The organism is Streptomyces spirodelae, assembly GCF_017676385.1.
In the GTDB taxonomy this organism is placed as follows: domain Bacteria; phylum Actinomycetota; class Actinomycetes; order Streptomycetales; family Streptomycetaceae; genus Streptomyces; species Streptomyces spirodelae.
Window position 1 is genome coordinate 128,427 of record NZ_JAFFZN010000012.1, and the last position, 19,435, is coordinate 147,861.

Genomic DNA, 19,435 nt, shown 5'->3' on the forward strand with positions numbered 1-19,435 from the left:
CTGGGCAGGTGGCTGGTGTGGAGAGAATGAAGAAGCTGCCGCTGGTCGGCCCGCTGCTCGGGCCGCTGACGGCCTGGTTCCGCGCGGTGCTCGGACGGCTCCGCACCACCCGCGTCTGGCGGATCTACCAGCACCTGGACGAGCGCAAGTGGACACGGCTGGCCGCCGCCATCACCTTCACCAGCTTCCTGGCGCTGTTCCCGATGCTCTTCGTGGGCGTGGCCGTCGCCGCCGCGCTGTTGTCCCACGACCAGACGAACCGGCTCCAGCACACCCTCACCGAGCAGGTGCCCGGCATCTCCGACCAGCTGGAACTCCAGTCGCTGGTGGACAACGCGGGCACCGTCGGAGGCGTCGCCGGCGGTGTGCTGCTGTTCACCGGCGGACGCTGGGTCGGCACCCTGCGCGAGAGCCTGCGCGCCCTGTGGGACCTGGAGGAGGACCCCGGCAACCTCGTCGTCCGCCGGGCCGTCGACATCGGCATCCTGCTCGGCCTCGGCGTCATCGGACTGGTCTCCTTCGGTGGCTCGGCGTTCGCGGTGACCGCAGCGCGGTGGGTCGCCGAGCAGCTGGGAGCGGCCCAGGGCAGCGCGGGGACGGTGCTGCTGCGCGCTGCCGCCTACGCCGCCGCCGTGGCCGCCGACTTCCTCCTGCTGTGGTACGTGCTCACCCTGCTGCCCCGCGTACGGCCGCCGCACCGTGCGACCCTGGCGGCGGCCCTCCAGGGCGCGGTCGGCTTCGAACTGCTGAAGCTGCTGCTGGGCGGCTACCTCCAGCAGGTCGCGGCCAAGAACGTCTACGGTGCCTTCGGCGTGCCCATCGCCCTGCTGCTGTGGATCAGCTTCATGACCAAGCTGCTGCTCTGGTGCGCCGCCTGGACGGCGACGGCCCCCGCGCCCGGCGGGGACCCCGATGCCCAGCAGCCCGTCGAGGACCTCGCCGTGGGCCAGACGGACACCTCATCCGACGGCGAGGACGTCAACGGCGGCGACGACGCGCCAGCTCCGGAAGCGGCCACCGGCGATGCACCCCGTACGCCACCAGAGCCAGGGCCACCAGAACACCGGCAGTGACTGCCAGCGCCGTCCCGGCACCGCCCGAGGGCTTGCTGTGGGTGTGCGCTGCCGCGTGGGCATCCGAGCCGCCGGCCTCGCCGCCCTTGCCCGCGGGTGCGCCCCCGCCCGCGGCGGCATTGCCGGGCGCCGCCAGCTCACCGACCGGCTGCACCTTGCCGTCCGCCGCGAAGCCCCAGTCCAGCAACCTGGCCGCCTCCTTGTAGACGCCGTGTGCCTCGCCGCCCTCCGGATGCATGACCGTCACCAGCAGCACCCGGTCACCGCGCTGTGCCACGCCGGTGAAGGTGTTGCCCGCGTTGGTCGTCGAGCCGTTCTTCACCCCGGCGATGCCCGGGTACGGCTTGATCCCGACGTCACCGGTCAGCAGCCGGTTGGTGTTCTGGATCTGGAAGCTCCCGCGCTTCTTCTTGCCGGTCTTCTTGTCCTTCTTCGTCTCACCGGGAAACTTCGCGGTGGCGGTGGCCGCGTACTCGCGGAAGTCCTTGTTCTGCAGCCCGGACCGCGCGAACAGCGTCAGGTCGTACGCCGAGGAGACCTGGCCCTTGTGGTCGTACCCGTCCGGGCTGACCACCTTGGTGTCATTGGCGTGCAGGGTGCGGGCCCGCTCGTTCATCTCCCGGACCGTCTTCTCCTTGCCGCCGTTCATGGCCGCCAGCACGTGCACGGCGTCGTTTCCGGAGCGCAGGAAGACACCGAGCCACAGGTCGTGCACCGAGTACGTCTCGCCCTCCTTGACGCCGACGAGGCTGCTGCCCTCACCCATCCCCTCCAGGTCCGAGGGGACCACCTTGTGGACGCGGTCCTTGGGCAGCTTCGGCAGCACCGTGTCGGCGAAGAGCATCTTCAGCGTGCTGGCCGGAGGCAGCCGCCAGTGCGCGTTGTGCGAGGCCAGCACCTTGCCCGACTCCGCGTCCGTGACGATCCAGGAGCGCGCCGAGACCTTGGTGGGCAGCTCGGGAGCGCCCGGCGCGAGGTCCACCTGGGTCCCGGGGCGGCCCAGCCGCTCGCCGCCGATGGTCGACATCTGCGCGGGCGGCTTGGGCTGCGACTGCTTGCCGGCCGGTTTGTTGTCGTCGGCGTACGAGGGCTGGGTCCCCGCCGCGGTCACCAGGCAGAGGACGAGTGCGGTGGAGGCAAGGCCACCGAGCGTGGTCGCGCGGCGCCTGCGCAAGACGCCGCGCCGGTAAGGGCGCGCGGCGTGGTCTGAATAATGCGAAGAAATGGGCACCCTGTGAACGTACAGGCCCTTCGGCGCGTTGGGGATGTCGCGCCCCTCCATGCGAAGCTTCCCGTCGCCCAACTCGCCCAGCCCGCTAGCCCAATGGGGGGTGGCCCGCCGCTCAGCCCCCGCCGTGTGACGGCCACGGGACCCCGCCGGACAGCCGATCCGGCCTACGCCCGGCTTCGCTGTGTCCGACGGTCTCGAGGCTCGGGGTCCCGGCCGCCGGGGTTCCGGGCACGGCGGTCATACTGGACAGCATGCGCGACACCTCCACCGCACCCCCCACCGCGGACCCCGGGCAGGGGCCGGAGCCCCGGGCGGGACGGCGGGCGGGCCTGGTGCTCTCCCGGCGTACCTCGTGGTTCCTGCTGGCTTTCGGGGTCTGGTCCTGGTTCGTCTGGATCACTTTCGTCAAGAACCTCTGGAAGGACAGCAGCGGACTGGCTTTCGACGACGCCGGTGATCCGACGGGTTATTTTTGGATCCACCTGCTGCTGGCGATCACCTCGTTCCTGCTGGGGACGGCGATCGGTCTGCTCGGGCTGCGCGGAGTGCGCGCTGCCCGGCGCGCCTGAGGCCGCCCGGGCAGGTCCGGGAGCGGGGGAGAGCGAGGGGGAGGGACGGTCGTGATGGTGGTTGTGTTCGTACTGGTCGGACTGGTGGTGCTGGGCCTGCTGGCCGGCAACCATCTGTATCTGTGGCGGCGCTTGGTACGTGACGTGTCCGCGCCCGGGAGCTGGTGGCGCCGGCTGGGCACGGTGCTGGCGGTGGTGCTGCCCGTCACCCTGTTCGGCGCGCTGATTTCCGGCCGCGCGAACGCCCCCTTCACGGTGGAGCGCGTACTGGCCTGGCCCGGCTTCCTGTGGCTGGCCTGCCTGCTCTATCTGACGCTGGCGCTGCTCGCCGGGGAACTGGTGCGGTTCGTGGTGCGCCGCACGCCGTGGGGGAGGGAGCGGCAGGCCCGGTCCCGGTCGGCGGAGCCGCCTGCCGCGGCGGAGGTACCGGAGGCGAGGGAGGCCCCCGCGGCGGCCGAGGCGCCCGCGGCGGCGGAGGTTCCCGCGGCGGCGGCAGCGGAGTCGGGCGGCGGCACCGGCACGGGCGGCGTCACGACCGAGCCCGGCGCTGCCACGCGTACCGCCCCGCGGACCGACCCGCCTACCGCCTCGCGGGCCGACGCGCCTACCGACCGGCGTACCGGCCAGGCCACCGTCCCCCTCTCAGCGCCCGTCCCCACCCGCCGAGTCTTCCTCGCGCGCACCCTCGCCGTGACCGCCGCCACAGCCGGTCTCGGCACCACGGCGGCCGGGGCCTACAGCGTGCTGAACGGGCCGACCCTCAAACACGTCACCGTTCCGCTGACCAAGCTGGGCCGCCGCACGCACGGCTACCGCATCGCCGTCGTCAGCGACATCCACCTCGGGCCGGTCCTGGGACGCGCCCACACCCGGCGGATCGTCGACACCATCAACAGCACGCAGCCGGACCTGGTGACGATAGTCGGCGACCTGGTCGACGGCAGCGTCGCCCACCTGGGCCCGGCCGCCGAACCGCTGCGCGAGCTGCGATCCCGCCACGGCTCGTTCTTCGTGACGGGCAACCACGAATACTTCGGGGACGCCCGCGAGTGGATCGACCACCTGCGCGAGCTGAACGTCCACCCGCTGGAGAACGCCCGGCGCGAGCTGCCGGGCTTCGACCTCGCCGGGGTCAACGATCTCGCGGGCGAGGACCAGGGCGAGGGCCCCGATTTCGCCAAGGCGCTCCGCGAGCGGGACACCGCACGCGCCTGCGTGCTGCTGGCGCACCAGCCGGTACAGATCCACGAGGCCGTCGACCACGATGTCGACCTGCAGCTGTCCGGCCATACGCACGGCGGCCAGCTGTGGCCCGGCAACTATCTCGCTGCCCTCGCCAACCCGACCGTCGCCGGGCTGGAGCGCTACGGCGACACCCAGCTGTATGTCACCCGGGGCGCCGGCGCGTGGGGCCCGCCCGTCCGGGTGGGCGCCGAGTCGGACATCACCGTCGTGACGCTGGCGGCCAAGCGGGAGGCTTAGCAGCCGCCTTCCTGGGAGGGGTGCCCCTTACGGGGCCCCGACCCCGACCAGCAGTTCAGCTCTCCAGCAGCCGCAGCACCCTCCGCCAGGAGTCGGCCCGTGCCACCTGGTCGGCGCGTGATGTGCTGACCACGGCGCCGTTGCGCCCGCCCTCCTGGCCGGGCTGGCCGAGTGGGAACCAGTTCACGTGGTGGCCGGCGTCCGGGTAGACCAGCTTCTTCGCGCCCTGCCGGGCCATGGCGGCGGCCGAGGCGGCCGAGCCCCACATCTTGTCGTTGCCGCCCGCGACGGCGAGCACCGTGCCGCGTACGCGGTCCAGCGGGATGGGCCCGGTCGGGATCGGCTCGCCGTGGTCGGTCCAGGCGGTGGTGCCGCTCAGATAGGGGCCGTTGACCTTGGAGGAGGGTGCGTAGGCGATCACGTCGTGGAAGACGGACGGGCGGCGCTGTCCGAGGAGCTGCGCAGCCTCGCTGCCGCGCGAGTTGCCCATCACGGCCAGCCGTCCGGGATCGGCGCCCTCCTGCTCGCGGAGCAGGTTCCCGGCGCGGGTGAAGTAGTCCAGGTCGATGTCGTCGATCCCGTTCGGGCGCCCGGAGCCCTTTCCGCAGCGGAAGTAGCACACCGACATGGCCGGGTGTCCGTGCGAGGCGAGCAGCGCGGCCGTGTACGTTCCGGCATTGCCGCCCTCCGAGCCGCCGAACACCAGCACGGGCGCCTTCCGGTCGCCGCCCTTCGGGGGCAGGTACAGATCGCCTGCGATCCTGTCCTTGGCGACGGTGAGTTCCCGGTGCTCCGTGCCCTTCTTCAGCCACTGCCGTACCAGGTCGTGGCGGGCGACGCGCTCGCCCTTGTCCTTGCCGGACAGGGCGGTGGCGCTGAGCCCGAGTTTGTAGGAGCGCTGTTGTCCGGGCGGGCCCGGGTGGTAGGAGAACGCCTTGCCGCTGCCGATCAACTGCTGTGCGCGTCCGCCCGTCGGCAGCATGCTCCCCAGCAGCCGCGCGCTTCCCTTCTCACCCAGGTCGACAGTGCCCTCGCTGTCCGCCGTACGGGAGGCAGAGGCCGCCCATCGGGTGCCGTGCCGGTCCTCGGCCCGGACGCCGATCTCGACCCGGGTGCGGGGGGCGAGTCCTTCGAGCCGTATCCGCACCGGTGCGTCCGCGAGAGCGACCGTCCCACCGGTCTCGAAGCGCACCGCGTGCTGCCCCGAGGGTTTCGCCGGGCCGCCCTTGTCCGCGCCGTCGCCGCCCGAGCAGCCCGCCGCGGTGAGCGCGAGAGCGAGGGCCGCCGTTGCCGTCGGTACGATCCGCATCCGTCCCATCGGCCGCACGATACGCACCTCGGTGGCGGCGCCGTCCAGCAGCCCGGGGCTGTCCGCGGTCCGCGGAGCCGTAGCATCACAGGAAGAATGTCAGGCGGCCTGACAGCACAGCGTCGGAGTCGCCGCAGGGCCGGCGGCGCCTTCGAGTGTTTCTTCGAAACCCTGGGTGAACCCACCGACCGGCACGGGCTGCCGCCCCGGCCCGTCGTACCGGCCCCGCACAAGTCGCCACCGTGCCCGCGCAGTACGACGTACGCTTCCTGCCCGACCACCACCGATGGAGGCCCCCCGTGACCGCTCCCAGTCCGGACCTGCTGCGACAGCTGCCCGCGCCGCATCCGGACGTCGCCCCCCTGCCGCCCGCCGTACGCCTCGGCGGCGTACGGCTGCTGCGTGGCGTGCCCTACGCGGTCCCCGACGGAAGCCGCCCCCTCGAACTGGACCTGTGGCTCCCCGAGGGACCGGCCGCTGCCCCCGCTCCTGTGGTGCTGTACGTCCACGGGGGCGCGTGGCGGCGCGGGCGTCGCGACGACATGGGCATGCGCACCCGCGACTGGGACCCCGCCCCCTTCGCTCGGATCGCTGCCGCGGGCTTCGCCGTCGCCTGCGTCGACTACCGCCTCAGCGGAGAGGCCCGCTTTCCCGCTCCGCTGGACGATCTGCGTGGGGCGCTGCGCTGGCTTGGGCAGCGGGCGGGGGAGCTCGGTGTCGACCCTGGGAGGGCGGTCGCCTGGGGGGAGTCCGCCGGCGGGCACCTCGCGGCGTTGCTTGCGCTGACGCCGGGGCCTGCGGCGCCTTTGGCGGGGGGCGTGGTCTGGTACGGCCCTGCTGATCTGACCACCGCGCGGGGAGGGTTCCGCCCGGATGACGCGGCCACCCCTGAGGCCGCGCTTCTGGGGGCCGCCCCCGCTGAGGCGCCCGCCTTGGCGCGGGCCGCCAGCCCCTTGCACCAGGTGCGGGAGGGGTCGCCGCCGTTCTTCCTCGCCCATGGGGAGCGGGACACGATGGTGGACCGCTCCCACACCGAGGATTTGGCAGCCGCGTTGAGGGAGCTCGGCGTGCGGGTCGAGCTTCGGCTCGTGCCCGGCGCCGACCATGGCTGGTACGGCGCCCCGGACGCGGAGGTCTCCGACCTCTTCGCGGCGTCCCTGGACTTCATCCAGGCCCTGTGAGACCCGGGGCACCCGCTTGTGGACGGACGCCCCGTTTGTGTCCCGGCTGGTGCCGAGGGCCGTGTCGGGGGCTTCTCCCCCGGACGGAGTCCGGGGGAGAAGCCCCCGACAACGGAGGCGGTCAGAGGGCTCGGCCCTCAGCCATTAGAAGCGGCGAGTGATGAGCGCTCGCTTGACCTCTTGAATGGCCTTGGTCACCTCGATACCCCGCGGACACGCATCCGTACAGTTGAACGTGGTGCGGCAACGCCACACCCCGTCCCGGTCGTTGAGAATCTCCAGCCGCTGCTCCCCGGCCTCGTCCCGCGAGTCGAAGATGAACCGGTGCGCGTTCACAATGGCCGCAGGCCCGAAGTACTGGCCGTCGTTCCAGAAGACGGGGCAGGACGACGTGCACGCCGCGCACAGAATGCACTTGGTGGTGTCGTCGAACCGTTCCCGGTCCTCGGCGGACTGGTACCGCTCACGGGTCGGCTCGTTCCCCTTGGTCACCAGGAACGGCATGACGTCCCGGTACGCCTGGAAGAAGGGCTCCATGTCGACCACGAGATCCTTCAGCACCGTGAGCCCCTTGATGGGCTCCACGGTGATCGGCTTCTCGGGCGAGATGTCCTTCAGGAGCGTCTTGCAGGCGAGCCGGTTGCGCCCGTTGATCCGCATGGCGTCCGAGCCGCAGATGCCGTGCGCGCAGGAGCGGCGGAAGGTGAGGGTTCCGTCCACCTCCCACTTGATCTTGTGCAGCGCGTCCAGGACGCGCTCCTTGGGATCGATCTCCAGCGTGAAGTCCTGCCACTGCGGCTCAGCGGCGACCTCGGGGTTGAACCGGCGGATCCGCAGCGTCACGGTGATCAGGTGCGCGGCAGCGGCGTTCTCCCCCGAGCCGGCGGGCCCGGCGGAGTCGTTCTTCTCAAGGGTCGCGGTGCTCATCAGTACTTACGCTCCATCGGCTGGTAGCGGGTCTGTACGACCGGCTTGTAGTCCAGCCGGATCGACTCGGTGCCGTCGTCGCCGACCTCGCGGTACGCCATGGTGTGCCGCATGAAGTTGACGTCGTCGCGGTTGGGGAAGTCCTCGCGGTAGTGGCCGCCGCGGGACTCCTTGCGGGCGAGCGCGGAGACCGCCGTGACCTCGGCCAGGTCGAGCAGGTTGCCCAGCTCGAGGGCCTCCAGGAGGTCGGTGTTGAAGCGCTTGCCCTTGTCCTGGACGCTGATGTCGCGGAAGCGCTTGCGCAGGGCGCCGATCTCCTCGACGGCCTCCTTGAGCGTCTGCTCCGTGCGGAAGACCATCACGTTCTTGTCCATGCACTCCTGGAGCGCCTTGCGGATCTCGAACACCCGCTCGTTGCCCGTGGCGTCGCGCAGGTTCTCGATCTCGTCGAGCACGAACTTCGCGGGCTCCTCGGGGAGTTCCACGTACTCGGCGGTGTCCGCGTACTCGGCGGCGGCGATGCCGGCCCGGCGGCCGAAGACGTTGATGTCCAGCAGCGAGTTGGTGCCCAGCCGGTTGGCGCCGTGCACGGAGACGCAGGCCACCTCGCCGGCCGCGTACAGGCCCGGGACCGGGGTCTCGTTGTCGGCCAGCACCTGGCCCCGCACGTTGGTGGGGATGCCGCCCATCGCGTAGTGCGCGGTCGGCTGGATCGGCACCGGGTCGGTGTAGGGCTCGATGCCGAGGTAGGTGCGGGCGAACTCGGTGATGTCGGGCAGCTTGGCGTCCAGCTGCTCCGGCGGCAGGTGGGTGAGGTCCAGGTAGACGTGGTCGCCCTCGGGGCCGCAGCCGCGGCCCTCGCGGATCTCGGTGTAGATCGCGCGGGAGACGACGTCGCGGGAGGCGAGGTCCTTCATGACGGGCGCGTACTTCTCCATGAAGCGCTCGCCGTCCTTGTTGCGCAGGATGCCGCCCTCACCGCGGGCGCCCTCCGTGAGCAGGATGCCCATCTTCCAGATGCCGGTGGGGTGGAACTGGAAGAACTCCATGTCCTCCAGCGGCAGCCCGCGCCGGAAGGCGGCGGCCTGGCCGTCACCGGTGAGGGTGTGCGCGTTGGAGGTGACCTTGAAGAACTTGCCGTTGCCGCCCGAGGCGAAGACGACGGCCTTGGCCTGGAAGACGTGCACATCCCCGGTGGCCAGCTCGTAGGCGACGACGCCGGCGGTCTTCTTGATGCCGTCGACCTCGTTGAGCAGCAGGTCCAGGACGTAGAACTCGTTGAAGAACTCCACGCCCTCCTTGACGCAGTTCTGGTACAGCGTCTGGAGGATCATGTGCCCGGTACGGTCGGCCGCGTAGCAGGAGCGGCGCACCGGGGCCTCACCGTGGTTGCGCGAGTGCCCGCCGAACCGGCGCTGGTCGATGGTGCCGTTCGGGGTGCGGTTGAAGGGCAGGCCCATCTTCTCCAGGTCGAGTACGGAGTCGATGGCCTCCTTCGCCAGGATCTCGGCGGCGTCCTGGTCGACCAGGTAGTCGCCGCCCTTGATCGTGTCGAAGGTGTGCCACTCCCAGTTGTCCTCCTCGACGTTGGCGAGGGCAGCGGCCATGCCGCCCTGGGCAGCGCCGGTGTGGGAGCGGGTGGGATAGAGCTTCGTCAGCACCGCGGTGCGGCTGCGCTTGGTGGCCTCGATGGCCGCGCGCATGCCGGCGCCGCCCGCGCCGACGATGACGGTGTCGTACTTGTGGATCTTGACGTTGTTCACGTTGCTCATCGGGAAAACCTCAGCCTTCAGCCCCGGTACGTCAGCGGATGTTCGGGTCGAAGGTGAAGATCACCAGCGTGCCCAGCAGGACGGTGAAGACGGTGGCGGTGTACAGCAGCATCTTCAGCCAGAAGCGGGTGTTGTCGCGCTCGGCGTAGTCGTTGATCACCGTGCGCAGCCCGTTGGCGCCGTGCAGCATCGCCAGCCACAGCATCAGCAGGTCCCACACCTGCCAGAAGGGCGAGGCCCAGCGGCCCGCGACGAACGCGAAGCCGATCTTGCTCACGCCGCCGTCCAGGACGAGCTGGATCAGCAGGTGGCCCAGGACGAGGACCACCAGCACGATGCCCGACAGCCGCATGAACAGCCACGCCTGCATCTCGAAGTTGCCGCGCGACGCCTTCGGCGTCTTCGCGGTCCGCTTGCGCGGCGGCTCGATCACGGGCGCGGGGTGGTCCACGTCGAACAGCGCGACGTCGTCAGTGGGCTCTTCGGCGCCGTCGTTCTTGGCGGCCTCGGTCGTCTCGGTCGTCGACATCACGCATCAGCTCCCGAACAGCTCTCGCAGCGTGTGCTGCAGGACCGGGTAGAAGGCACCGGCCATGAGGACGATCCACACGCCCATCACGGTCCACAGCATTTGCTTCTGGTACCTCGCGCCCTTCGACCAGAAGTCCACGGCGATGACCCGCAGGCCGTTGAGCGCGTGGAAGAGGATGGCGGCCACCAGGCCGTACTCCATCAGGTTGACGAGCGGAGTCTTGTAGATCGCGACAGTGTCGTCGTACGCCTCGGGCGAGACGCGCACGAGCGCGGTGTCGAGGACGTGCACGAACAGGAAGAAGAAGATGAGGACGCCGGTGACTCGGTGAGCCACCCAGGACCACATTCCTTCCCGGCCGCGGTACAGCGTTCCAGCCGGCACGGATAAACCCTCCGGGAGCGGATATTGGGGCCTGCCGGCTTCGGTAGGTCGGGCGGGCCCGGCCGGGTACGGTCCACCGGCCTCGGTCATCGTAGCGACGGGGTGTCGGCACGTTCGCCCAGGGGTATGCAGGTGTGATCAATCAGGCACGGACGGCCTATGTGTGATGTGAGGGGTGACACACGGCCTGCTCGGGCCGCGTGCCGCCATTTGCCCCTTTCATCGTTTACTCGGGTGAATCGGACCCGACCAGCCGTCCCAGCCGGCCCTGTGCGAGGCGCCGCAGTTCCTCGGCGGTCACGCACAATTCGTCCTCCGCATCGTTCTCCAACCGCAACCGGATGCCGGCCAGCGCCTGGTCCAGTCGCTCCTCCACCGCGAAGCCGTCCAGGCAGCACAGGAACGCGTGCCCGAACTTCCGCTCGTAGGCACCGTGAGCGGCCCGCAGGGCGGTGTGCGCAGCCAGGATGCCCAGCTGCGGCTCGCCCTCCAGGGGGTGCGCTGCCGACTCGTCGACCAGCGCCTCGCGCAGGTCGGCCGAGGTCAGGTCGTAGCTGGCCTCGTCGGCAGCCGCCAGCAGCGCCGCCACGTCCGGATAGGGGCGGTGCGCCACGATCCGGCGCGCCCAGCGGCGGCTGCCGCAGCAGCGCAGCAGCAGGGGCTCGACCGTCGCTTCGGCAGCGGTGTTGAGCCGCTCCAGAGACATCCGCCGTGTTCGCGGCTGCGATGGTGAAGGAGTGGGAAAGCTCATGCGCTCCGTATGGTCCGAAGAATCCCGAGGTCGGCCCGGCTTCGTCACCGTAGTGGTGAGCGGGCAAGATCGGCCGTTGGCACCGTGTTTTTCACCCGGAAGGGAACGCGTGGGAGCGCATAGCTGACGGGGAAGGGTTGAGAAGGGGAAATACCGTAGTCGTATGGGACGAAACTGGTCGAAGAAGTCCGGACGGGCCGATGCCGGGGCAGCCCGCCGCCCCAGCAGCCTGCTGGCACTCACCCTCGGCACCGCTCTTCTCGGGCTGGCCGGGCTCACCGGGCTGACCGCCTGCGGCGCGAACGGCGACGGAGGCGGCGAAGGCGACCGGGACACCCCCTCCGCCTCCCAGCGCGACGGCGACCGGCCGCCCAAGGGGCCCGACCGGCTCGGCCCGTCCCCCGTCGCGGTTCCCTCCGTACGCGAATGGAAAGCCGTACGCGGCCCCGGCTGGCAGCTGACGAAGCACACCCGCGTCATCGCCGCGCACGACTCGCTCCGCGACGAGGCGAAGCTGCTCGCCGACGAGCTGAAGGTGCAGGTCGCCAAGGGCCCCGCCCGCACGGACGACGTCGAACTGGACCGTGCCAAGGGCGGCGAGCAGGGCAAGCCCGGCGGCGGCCCCGAGGGCTACCGGCTCGTCAGCCGCGACGGCAAGGTCACCATCACCGGCGGCGACGACGCCGGGGTCTTCTACGGCACCCGCACCCTCCTGCAGACCCACCGCGCCCAGGGCCGTTTCGCCGAGGGCACCGTGCGCGACGCCCCGGACCGCCCGCAGCGCGGCTTCTCCCTCGACATCGCCCGCAAGAACTTCAGCGCCGACTGGATCAAGGCCCGTATCCGCGAGATGGGCGACCTCAAGCTCAACCAGCTCCAGCTGCACCTCTCCGACGACCAGGCGTTCCGCGTCGAGAGCGATACCCACCCCGAGATCGTCTCCGACCCCCACCTGACCAAGGCCCAGGTGCGGGACATCGTCGAGCTGGCCTCCTCCCGGCACATCACCGTCATCCCCGAGATCGACTCACCCGGCCACCTCGGCGCCGTACTGAAGGCCCACCCCGACCTCCAGCTGCGCAGCGCCTCGGGCGCCACGCCGCGCGGCGCCATCGACATCAGCAAACCGGCCGCGGCCGAACTCGTCGACGACCTGCTGGTCGAGTTCGCCGACCTGTTCCCCGGCAAGTACGCGCACGCCGGCGGCGACGAGTACCAGGCGCTGATGACGGAGAACCCTGAGCAGACCTACCCGGGCCTCGCCGAGGAGGCGCGGAAGCGGTACGGCAAGGACGCCAAGGTCCAGGATCTGGCCACCGCCTGGCTCAACGACCGCACCGAGACCCTGCGCAAACACGGCAAGACCCCGCAGGTGTGGAACGACGGCATGCACCGCGGCGGAGTCGTCAAGCCGGACAAGTCGCGCCAGGTCGCCTACTGGACCGGGCGTGAGGCGGGGCAGCGGCAGCCGGCCGAGTACCTGGAGGGCGGCTGGGAGGTCGTCAACCTCAACGACGAGTACCTGTACTACGTCCTCGGCCAGCCCAACAACTTCACCTACCCGACGGGCCGCCGCATCTACGAGCACTGGACGCCCGCGGTGGTGCGCGGCACCGAGCCGGTGCCCGGGAAGTGGGCCGACCGCAAGCACATCGTCGGCGGCCGGTTCGCCGTCTGGGGCGACCTCGCCGACGCGCAGACCACCGAGCAGGTCGCTCGCGGCATCCGGCTGCCGCTCGCCGCGACGGCCCAGAAACTGTGGGACCCCGCGAAGCCCGACCGCTCCTGGTCCGACTTCGTGAAGCTGGTCGACCAGGTGGACTGACCGCGCCCACTCGCTGCTCCCGCGGGGCCGCACCCGGCACCCTTCGGCCCGGCATGCGGGACGAAGGGTGCCGGGAGCACCATGGAGGGAGGAACGTCCACCACAGGAGCAGCGATGACACGGTTCATGGACGTACACCGCGGCCTCAAGGGCATCACGGCCGAGCAGCTCAAGGCCGCGCACCAGGCCGACCAGGAGATCGAGGGCGACGAAGGGGTCCACTTCGAGCGGGCCTGGGCGGACCCGGACTCGGGGATCGTCTACTGCCTCTCGGAAGCACCCTCGGCGGACGCCGTGCAACGCGTGCACGACCGCGCAGGCCACCCGGCAGACGAGATCCACCCGCTGCCCCTGGTCGTATGAGACCGGGGTGGGGGCGCTCCGGCAGGTGAGCCGGAGCGGAAAGCCGAAGACGACCGGGGTCGCCACCCCCCACAGGAGAGACCCCGGTCGCCGTCGGACACGGGCTCACTACGCCAGCGGCTTGCCCGTACTCCCCTCAGCGTCACTGCCGCGCAATCTGTTACGCCCTCCTCCCGCACCACTCCGCGCGCGCGTCACCACGCGAGCCCCGGCGCGCGCGACGCCCGCTCCGCGAGCGCGCGACGCCCGCACTCGGGCACGCGCGACGCCCGCTCGCACAGCGCGACGCCCGCTCGGCGCGGGCGTCGTCCAGGACACAGCGGGCGTCCCCGGCTCGGCTCCGTCCCCGGCTCGGCTCCGTGCCCGGCTCTGCTCCGTGCCCGCGTCACGGCCCGCACCGCGCAGCGACGGCGGGCGACCAGGTCCTCACACACAGCGCCCGGGGCGTCCACCACTGACTCCGGCATGGACGAGCGTGCACACTTGGCCTTAGCGTGCTCCTCGCGCCGCGCCAGGTAGACCGAGCCTGGCAGCCGGGACGCTGACCCACGGCAACGGCGCACGGCACAGACACCTTCGCGGAGTGGGGCGAGACACGAGCGTGCAGGGGGACGACGCGGAGCTGACCGCTGCGGTACGCGCGGCGCAGGAGGGGGACGAGGCCGCCTTCCGCACCGTCTACCGCTCCGTGCACCCGCGCCTGCTCGGCTACGTCCGCACACTGGTGCCGGACGCCGACGCGGAGGATGTGGCCTCCGAGGCGTGGCTGCAGATCGCCCGCGATCTGCCCCGCTTCAAGGGCGACGCGGACCGGTTCCGCGGCTGGGCGGCGCGGATCGCCCGCAACCGGGCGCTCGACCACCTGCGGATGCGCGGGCGCCGTCCCGCCGTCGGCGGCGACGAGAGCGAACTGACCGGCCTGCCCGCAGGAGCCGACACGGCGGACGAGGCGCTGGAGGCCCTCGGTACGAGCAGCACGATGGCCCTCATATCCCAACTCCCGCGCGACCAGGCCGAGGCGGTCGTGCTGCGGGTCGTGGTCGGCCTCGACGCCAAGAGCGCCGCGCAGGTACTCGGCAAGCGGTCCGGCGCCGTACGGACGGCCGCGCACCGCGGACTGCGCAAACTCGCCGAACTGCTGGAAGAGGGAGCCCCCGGGCAACCCGGGAGCGCGCCCGACGGCACGGGCGGGCAGCTGGGCGACCGGCCGGTGACCGACGGCGCGGTGGAGGACTCGATCGGCGGCTCCGGAAAGCGCGGCGCGGGGCCCAGGCCGGGCGGGGGCGTGACCAAGGGCCGTGCTCGTGGCATGGCGCGCGGTGTGACGCAGAAAGCCACACGAACGCTGAGGGAAACGTGATGGCGGACGACCGGTACAGCTGGCTGGATGAGGAAACCGCGGAGCGTTTGCTCCGCGGGCTGCCGGTCGACGCCTGCGAGGGCGACGACCCGGGAACGGGCTTCGCGCCGGGTCCCGAGCGGGGTTCCGGATCCCGTGCAGACACGGTCGAAGGGGCGGCCGAGGAGCCGAACGCCGGACCAGGGGCCGCCGGGTCACGGGCCGCCGGTCGGCCCGGCGGGTACGAGCCCTCCGCCGTGCCGCAGGAGTCCACGGTGCCGGGCGAGCCCCGCGAGGCCGCCGTGGCGGGACGTACGGGCCGGGCCCGCCGGAGCGGGCGATCCGGTCGAAGAGCCGAGGGCCGTCTCGACGTGCCCTCCCACGACTGGTCCCGCGAAGCCGACCGCCGCACGGTCGTCCGGCTCGCCGCCGCGCTGGACGAACTGTCCACCGCCTACACCACGCCCACACCCACCTCCACCGCACCCGGAGCCACCCCCGTCGAACTCCCCGGAGAGGCCGCGGCGCTCGACGCGTTCCGCGCAGCCCGGGTCGGCGCGCCGCGCGGCGTATCCGGTGCGGCGCCGGTGAGCCCGCTCGGGGGCGGCGGGGCACCGGGCGGCGCCCGCAGCCGGGCCCGCCATCTCCTGACCGGCAGGCCACTGCGCGCCGGCTTCGCCGTCGCCCTCGCGGGCTGTGCGCTCGGCGGTGTGGCGGTCGCGGCCGGTACGGGCATGCTGCCCACCCCCTTCTCCAACGGCGACGCGCCGTCGGTCAGCGTCTCGCCCGGCGGCACCTCCCAGGGGAAGACCCCCGCCAGCGGAGGCGCCAGCAGCGACGGCGAGACGCCGGGCAGCGACGGCAAAGGCGACCGGCACAGCGGCGCCGGCCAGGCCGGCGGCCACGACGGTGACGGCAAGGGCGGCGACGGGGACAAGTCGCGGGACGGCTCCCGCGATCTGGCCGACTCCGGCGGCGCCGGGCGTGACAAGAACGACAAGGACGACAAGGACCGGGACAACGGCAAGCAGCCCGGCTCCGGCCGTCACCTCGACGACTCCCAGAAAGACGCCATCGCCACCGCCCTGTGCAAGGCGTACGCGGCCGACAAACTCGATGCCGACGACCGCCGGAAGCTGGAGCGCGCGGCCGGCGGCCGCACGGTGGTACGGAAGTTCTGTGCCCAGCACGGCAACGCAGGCTCCGGCGACGGAGGCAGCCGGGGTGGCGCGTCGGGCGGCGGAGGCCAGGGCAGCGGCGACTCGGGTGGCTCCGGCGGTTCCGGCAGTGACGGCGGCGGACAGGGCAGTGGCAGTGACAGTGGTGGTGGCGGAGGGGGCGGCGGATCGACCGGTGGTGACGGCGACCCTCCACCCCCGGGTGACTCCGGCGGATCGGCCACCGGTGGCTCCGGCGGGGCGGACGGCGACGCGTCGTCCCCCTCCAGCACGCCCTCGTCGAGCCCCACCTTTTAGCGGTACGCGGCCGTGACGGGCGCCACAGCAGAACACTGAGCCGACGGTGTGACACTTTCGCCGGGCACGGCGCTGAAGAGAGTGAGCCGACTGGTCATCGGCGGCGCGGTAAGCCCGAGGTTCCCCCCGTACCTCTGGGTTCGCGCGATGGCGCGGGTGGGACACGTTCCCCCGGTCCCACCCGCGCCCCCTTCGTTCCGGTCTTCCGGGCACTTCTTCTCCGGCCCGTCCCTTTTCCCCGGCTGCGGCGGTGAGCAGCCGATGCCATGGCGGCGGATGCTCGCCGTAGGTGCTCGTGATTGGCCGGCTGCGGGCATGCCGTGGTTGCTCGCGCAGTTCCCCGCGCCCCTGCGGGGCGCCCCTTCCGGGGCGCCCGGGGTTACTTGTATACGACCACCTTGTCGCCCGGGTGGATCTCGGCGAAGACCTTGGCGATCTTTTTCTTGTCACGGACGTTCACACAGCCGTGTGAGGCTCCGGCGTAGCCGCGGGCTGCGAAGTCGGCCGAGTAGTGCACCGCCTGGCCCCGGCTGAAGAACATCGCGTAGGGCATCGGGCTGTCGTAGAGGGTCGAATGATGGTGGCGGCTCTTGAAGTCGACCTTGAACCGGCCTTCCCGGGTCGGCGTGTACGCCGACCCGAACCGCACGTCCATGGCCGTCCGCACCTTCCCGTCGACCATCCACGCCGCCGTGCGGCTCGTCTTGCTGATGCACAGCGCGCGCCCCGTCAGACAGCGCGGGTCGGGCTTGGCGAGCGGCCGGCTGGTGGGCGGGTACAGCTCGGTGCGGGTGGGCTGGTGGGTACGCGCGCGCAGCGCGCTCAGCACCGCGTCGGTGACCTTGCCCGTACGGGCCATTCCGCGCTGCTGCTGGAACGCGGAGACCGAGGCGGCCGTCACCGGGCCGTAGTAACCGGTCGGGTTCCGGTGGAAGAGGCCGAGCTGCCGCAGCCGCGCCTGGAGTTCGCGTACGTGTGCGCCGCGCGCGCCGGGTGCCATCCGCACGCTCTGTGCCACCGGCTGTGCCGCTTCGGGCTTGCGCGGTGGTGACTTCGGCTGTGCGGGCTGCCGCACCGGCTTCGGTGGCGCGTTCGTGTGCGCGGGCGCCGTCGACGGTCTCGACGGCGGCTTTCCCGGCACCTGTTGCGGTGCCTTGGAAACGCGGACAGCCGGCGCGCCCGCGCCCTCCTCGACCTGGCACCCGGCGAGGGCGCCCGCCGACAGCAGTACCGCCGTCGAGGCCGCTACGCCGCGCCAGGCTGCTGATCCCCTCCTGTGCATCCCCCCACCCCCGGAAGGTTCAACGGATGTACGTGTCCATCAATGCCCAGCGCGCCGCCCTCGCGAACCTGTGGTGTGCCGGGGGATGCTGGGAGGGACGCCCGCCGCGCGCCCACGCGTCCTCTGGAGGCTCTTGATGACACGTCCCACCGATTCCGGCCGTCGGCTGACCGAGTCGGGGCTGCCCGTCGAGCCCGTCTACGGACCGGACGCGCTGGCGGGCTGGGATGCCGCCGTCCGGCTGGGGGAGCCGGGCGGCTACCCGTTCACGCGGGGCGTCTACCCGACGATGTACACGGGGCGGCCGTGGACGGTGCGGCAGTACGCGGGTTTCGGTACGGCGGCCGAGTCCAACGCGCGCTACCGGCAGTTGATCGAGCACGGCACCACGGGGCTGTCCGTCGCCTTCGACCTGCCCACCCAGATGGGGTACGACAGCGACGCTCCGCAGGCCGCCGGTGAGGTGGGCAAGGTGGGGGTGGCGATCGACTCCGTCGAGGACATGCGGGCGCTGTTCGACGGTATCCCGCTGGGCGAGGTCTCCACTTCCATGACCATCAACGCGCCCGCCGCGCCACTGCTGTTGCTCTACCAAATCGTGGCCGAGGAGCAGGGGGTGGCGCCGGGCGCGCTGACCGGCACCGTGCAGAACGACATCCTCAAGGAGTACATCGCGCGCGGCACGTACATCTTCCCGCCGAAGCCCTCGCTGCGCCTGACGGCGGACATCTTCCGCTACTGCGGCGCCGAGATGCCCCGCTGGAACACCATCTCCATCTCCGGCTACCACATGGCCGAGGCAGGCGCGACGCCCGCGCAGGAGATCGCCTTCACGCTGGCCAACGGCATCGCGTACGTACGCGCCGCGGTGGCGGCGGGGATGGACGTGGACGCGTTCGCACCCCGGCTGTCGTTCTTCTTCGTGGCCCGTACGACGCTGCTGGAGGAGGTGGCCAAGTTCCGTGCGGCGCGCCGGATCTGGGCGCGGGTGATGCGCGAGGAGTTCGGCGCGCGCAACCCCAAGTCGCAGATGCTGCGGTTCCACACGCAGACTGCGGGTGTGCAACTGACCGCGCAGCAGCCGCAGGTGAACGTCGCACGGGTCACGGTGCAGGCGCTGGCCGCCGTACTGGGCGGCACCCAGTCGCTGCACACCAACTCCTACGACGAGGCGCTGGCGCTGCCGTCGGAGTCGGCGGCCCGGCTGGCGCTGCGCACCCAGCAGGTGCTGGCGCACGAGACGGACGTGACCGCGACGGTCGACCCGTTCGCCGGCTCGTACGCCGTCGAGTCGCTGACCGACGGCGTGGAGGAGGCGGCGCTCGACCTGATGCGGCGGGTCGAGGACCGGGGCGGCGCGGTGGCCGCCGTCGAACAGGGCTTCCAGAAGAACGAGATCGAGCGCAGCGCCTACGCGGTCGCACAGGAGATCGAGAACGCCGAGCGGGTGGTCGTCGGCGTCAACCGCTTCCGCACCGAGGGGCAGGAGGAGCCGTATGTGCCGCTCACCGTGGACCCGGGGCTGGAGGAGGCGCAGGCCGGCAAGCTGGAGCGGCTGCGCGCCCGACGGGACGGTGCCGCCGTACGGTCCGCGCTGGACGCGCTGCGCACCGCTGCCGAGGCGGAGGAGGAGAACGTGCTCCACCCGATGAGGGAGGCGCTGCGCGCCCGGGCGACGCTGGGCGAGGTGTGCGACGCGCTGCGCGAGGTGTGGGGCGCCTACACCCCGTCGGACGCCTTCTGAGGCGCGCGCCTCCCCGTGCGCCGCCCGCGCCCCCACCAAGTTGTTACTCACGGGTTTCAACGGGGCCGGGGATCGGGGACAGTAGGCGCAGGCGTGACCGACGACCGACGAGCAGCCTGCGAGGTGTGCGTGGCGACCGATATCAGGACCGGGTCCGCCGACGAGCCCGGCGCGCACGGGGAAGGGGCCACCCGGC

The 19,435-nt window shown here is 71.8% G+C and carries 17 protein-coding genes; 9 read left to right on the plus strand and 8 right to left on the minus strand.

Annotation, left to right across the window (positions count from 1 at the left end; translation table 11 throughout):
* Positions 1 to 17 precede the first annotated feature (17 nt).
* Entirely contained in the window at positions 18 to 1,073 is a 1,056-nt protein-coding gene (locus JW592_RS15145) for a YihY/virulence factor BrkB family protein (RefSeq protein ID WP_209265589.1), read from the plus strand.
* Here JW592_RS15145 and JW592_RS15150 read toward each other — a convergent pair.
* Entirely contained in the window at positions 979 to 2,247 is a 1,269-nt protein-coding gene (locus JW592_RS15150) for a D-alanyl-D-alanine carboxypeptidase family protein (protein ID WP_504739932.1), read from the minus strand. The genes JW592_RS15145 and JW592_RS15150 overlap by 95 nt on opposite strands.
* Positions 2,248 to 2,633: 386 nt before the next feature.
* Between JW592_RS15150 and JW592_RS15155 the strand changes: the two genes are divergently transcribed.
* Both JW592_RS15155 and JW592_RS15160 read left to right on the plus strand, forming a co-directional pair.
* A complete protein-coding gene (locus JW592_RS15155; protein WP_209265653.1) occupies positions 2,634 to 2,873 on the plus strand; it encodes an SCO4848 family membrane protein in 240 nt (79 codons plus the stop codon).
* A 54-nt stretch (positions 2,874 to 2,927) separates the two neighbouring features.
* Positions 2,928 to 4,355, plus strand: coding sequence for a metallophosphoesterase (locus JW592_RS15160; RefSeq protein WP_209265654.1), 1,428 nt, complete (start codon positions 2,928 to 2,930; stop codon positions 4,353 to 4,355).
* Between the two features lie 55 nt (positions 4,356 to 4,410).
* Here the strand turns inward: JW592_RS15160 and JW592_RS15165 are convergent, their stop codons facing one another.
* The gene (locus JW592_RS15165) at positions 4,411 to 5,673 is read right to left on the minus strand and encodes an acyl-CoA thioesterase/bile acid-CoA:amino acid N-acyltransferase family protein (RefSeq protein ID WP_209265590.1); all 1,263 of its coding nucleotides are present in this window, start codon (positions 5,671 to 5,673) and stop codon (positions 4,411 to 4,413) included.
* 290 nt (positions 5,674 to 5,963) lie between these two features.
* Here JW592_RS15165 and JW592_RS15170 point away from each other — a divergent pair, with 290 nt between their 5' ends.
* Positions 5,964 to 6,845 carry an alpha/beta hydrolase gene (locus JW592_RS15170; RefSeq protein ID WP_209265591.1) on the plus strand — a complete coding sequence of 294 codons (882 nt, stop codon included), beginning with the start codon at positions 5,964 to 5,966 and terminating at the stop codon, positions 6,843 to 6,845.
* Between the two features lie 144 nt (positions 6,846 to 6,989).
* Here the strand turns inward: JW592_RS15170 and JW592_RS15175 are convergent, their stop codons facing one another.
* The 5 genes from JW592_RS15175 to JW592_RS15195 form a co-directional block, all read right to left on the minus strand.
* Positions 6,990 to 7,772, minus strand: coding sequence for a succinate dehydrogenase iron-sulfur subunit (locus JW592_RS15175; protein WP_209265592.1), 783 nt, complete (start codon positions 7,770 to 7,772; stop codon positions 6,990 to 6,992).
* Positions 7,772 to 9,544, minus strand: a complete 1,773-nt coding sequence (gene sdhA, locus JW592_RS15180; RefSeq protein WP_209265593.1) for a succinate dehydrogenase flavoprotein subunit — start codon at positions 9,542 to 9,544, stop codon at positions 7,772 to 7,774. The genes JW592_RS15175 and sdhA overlap by 1 nt, the downstream gene beginning before the upstream one ends.
* A gap of 31 nt (positions 9,545 to 9,575) precedes the next feature.
* On the minus strand, positions 9,576 to 10,073 hold the full coding sequence (locus JW592_RS15185) for a succinate dehydrogenase hydrophobic membrane anchor subunit (RefSeq protein WP_209265594.1): 498 nt from the start codon (positions 10,071 to 10,073) through the stop codon (positions 9,576 to 9,578).
* 6 nt (positions 10,074 to 10,079) lie between these two features.
* Positions 10,080 to 10,460: a succinate dehydrogenase, cytochrome b556 subunit gene (gene sdhC, locus JW592_RS15190; protein ID WP_016469340.1), complete on the minus strand. Its 381-nt coding sequence runs from the start codon at positions 10,458 to 10,460 to the stop codon at positions 10,080 to 10,082.
* Between the two features lie 226 nt (positions 10,461 to 10,686).
* Entirely contained in the window at positions 10,687 to 11,166 is a 480-nt protein-coding gene (locus tag JW592_RS15195) for a 2-oxo-4-hydroxy-4-carboxy-5-ureidoimidazoline decarboxylase (protein WP_229376058.1), read from the minus strand.
* 208 nt (positions 11,167 to 11,374) lie between these two features.
* Here JW592_RS15195 and JW592_RS15200 point away from each other — a divergent pair, with 208 nt between their 5' ends.
* The 4 genes from JW592_RS15200 to JW592_RS15215 all read left to right on the plus strand — a co-directional run bounded on the left by JW592_RS15200 (position 11,375) and on the right by JW592_RS15215 (position 16,213).
* Positions 11,375 to 13,036, plus strand: coding sequence for a beta-N-acetylhexosaminidase (locus tag JW592_RS15200; RefSeq protein WP_209265596.1), 1,662 nt, complete (start codon positions 11,375 to 11,377; stop codon positions 13,034 to 13,036).
* A 114-nt stretch (positions 13,037 to 13,150) separates the two neighbouring features.
* Positions 13,151 to 13,399, plus strand: a complete 249-nt coding sequence (locus tag JW592_RS15205) for an SCO4226 family nickel-binding protein (protein WP_209265597.1) — start codon at positions 13,151 to 13,153, stop codon at positions 13,397 to 13,399.
* 601 nt (positions 13,400 to 14,000) lie between these two features.
* Complete coding sequence (locus JW592_RS15210; protein WP_209265655.1) at positions 14,001 to 14,759, plus strand: RNA polymerase sigma factor; 759 nt, start codon at positions 14,001 to 14,003, stop codon at positions 14,757 to 14,759.
* Positions 14,759 to 16,213, plus strand: coding sequence for a hypothetical protein (locus JW592_RS15215; protein WP_209265598.1), 1,455 nt, complete (start codon positions 14,759 to 14,761; stop codon positions 16,211 to 16,213). Before JW592_RS15210 ends, JW592_RS15215 begins: the two co-directional genes overlap by 1 nt.
* Before the next feature lie 379 nt (positions 16,214 to 16,592).
* Here the strand turns inward: JW592_RS15215 and JW592_RS15220 are convergent, their stop codons facing one another.
* A complete protein-coding gene (locus tag JW592_RS15220; RefSeq protein WP_209265599.1) occupies positions 16,593 to 17,495 on the minus strand; it encodes a L,D-transpeptidase family protein in 903 nt (300 codons plus the stop codon).
* 136 nt (positions 17,496 to 17,631) lie between these two features.
* Between JW592_RS15220 and JW592_RS15225 the strand changes: the two genes are divergently transcribed.
* A complete protein-coding gene (locus tag JW592_RS15225) occupies positions 17,632 to 19,239 on the plus strand; it encodes an acyl-CoA mutase large subunit family protein (RefSeq protein ID WP_209265600.1) in 1,608 nt (535 codons plus the stop codon).
* Positions 19,240 to 19,435: the final 196 nt, after the last annotated feature.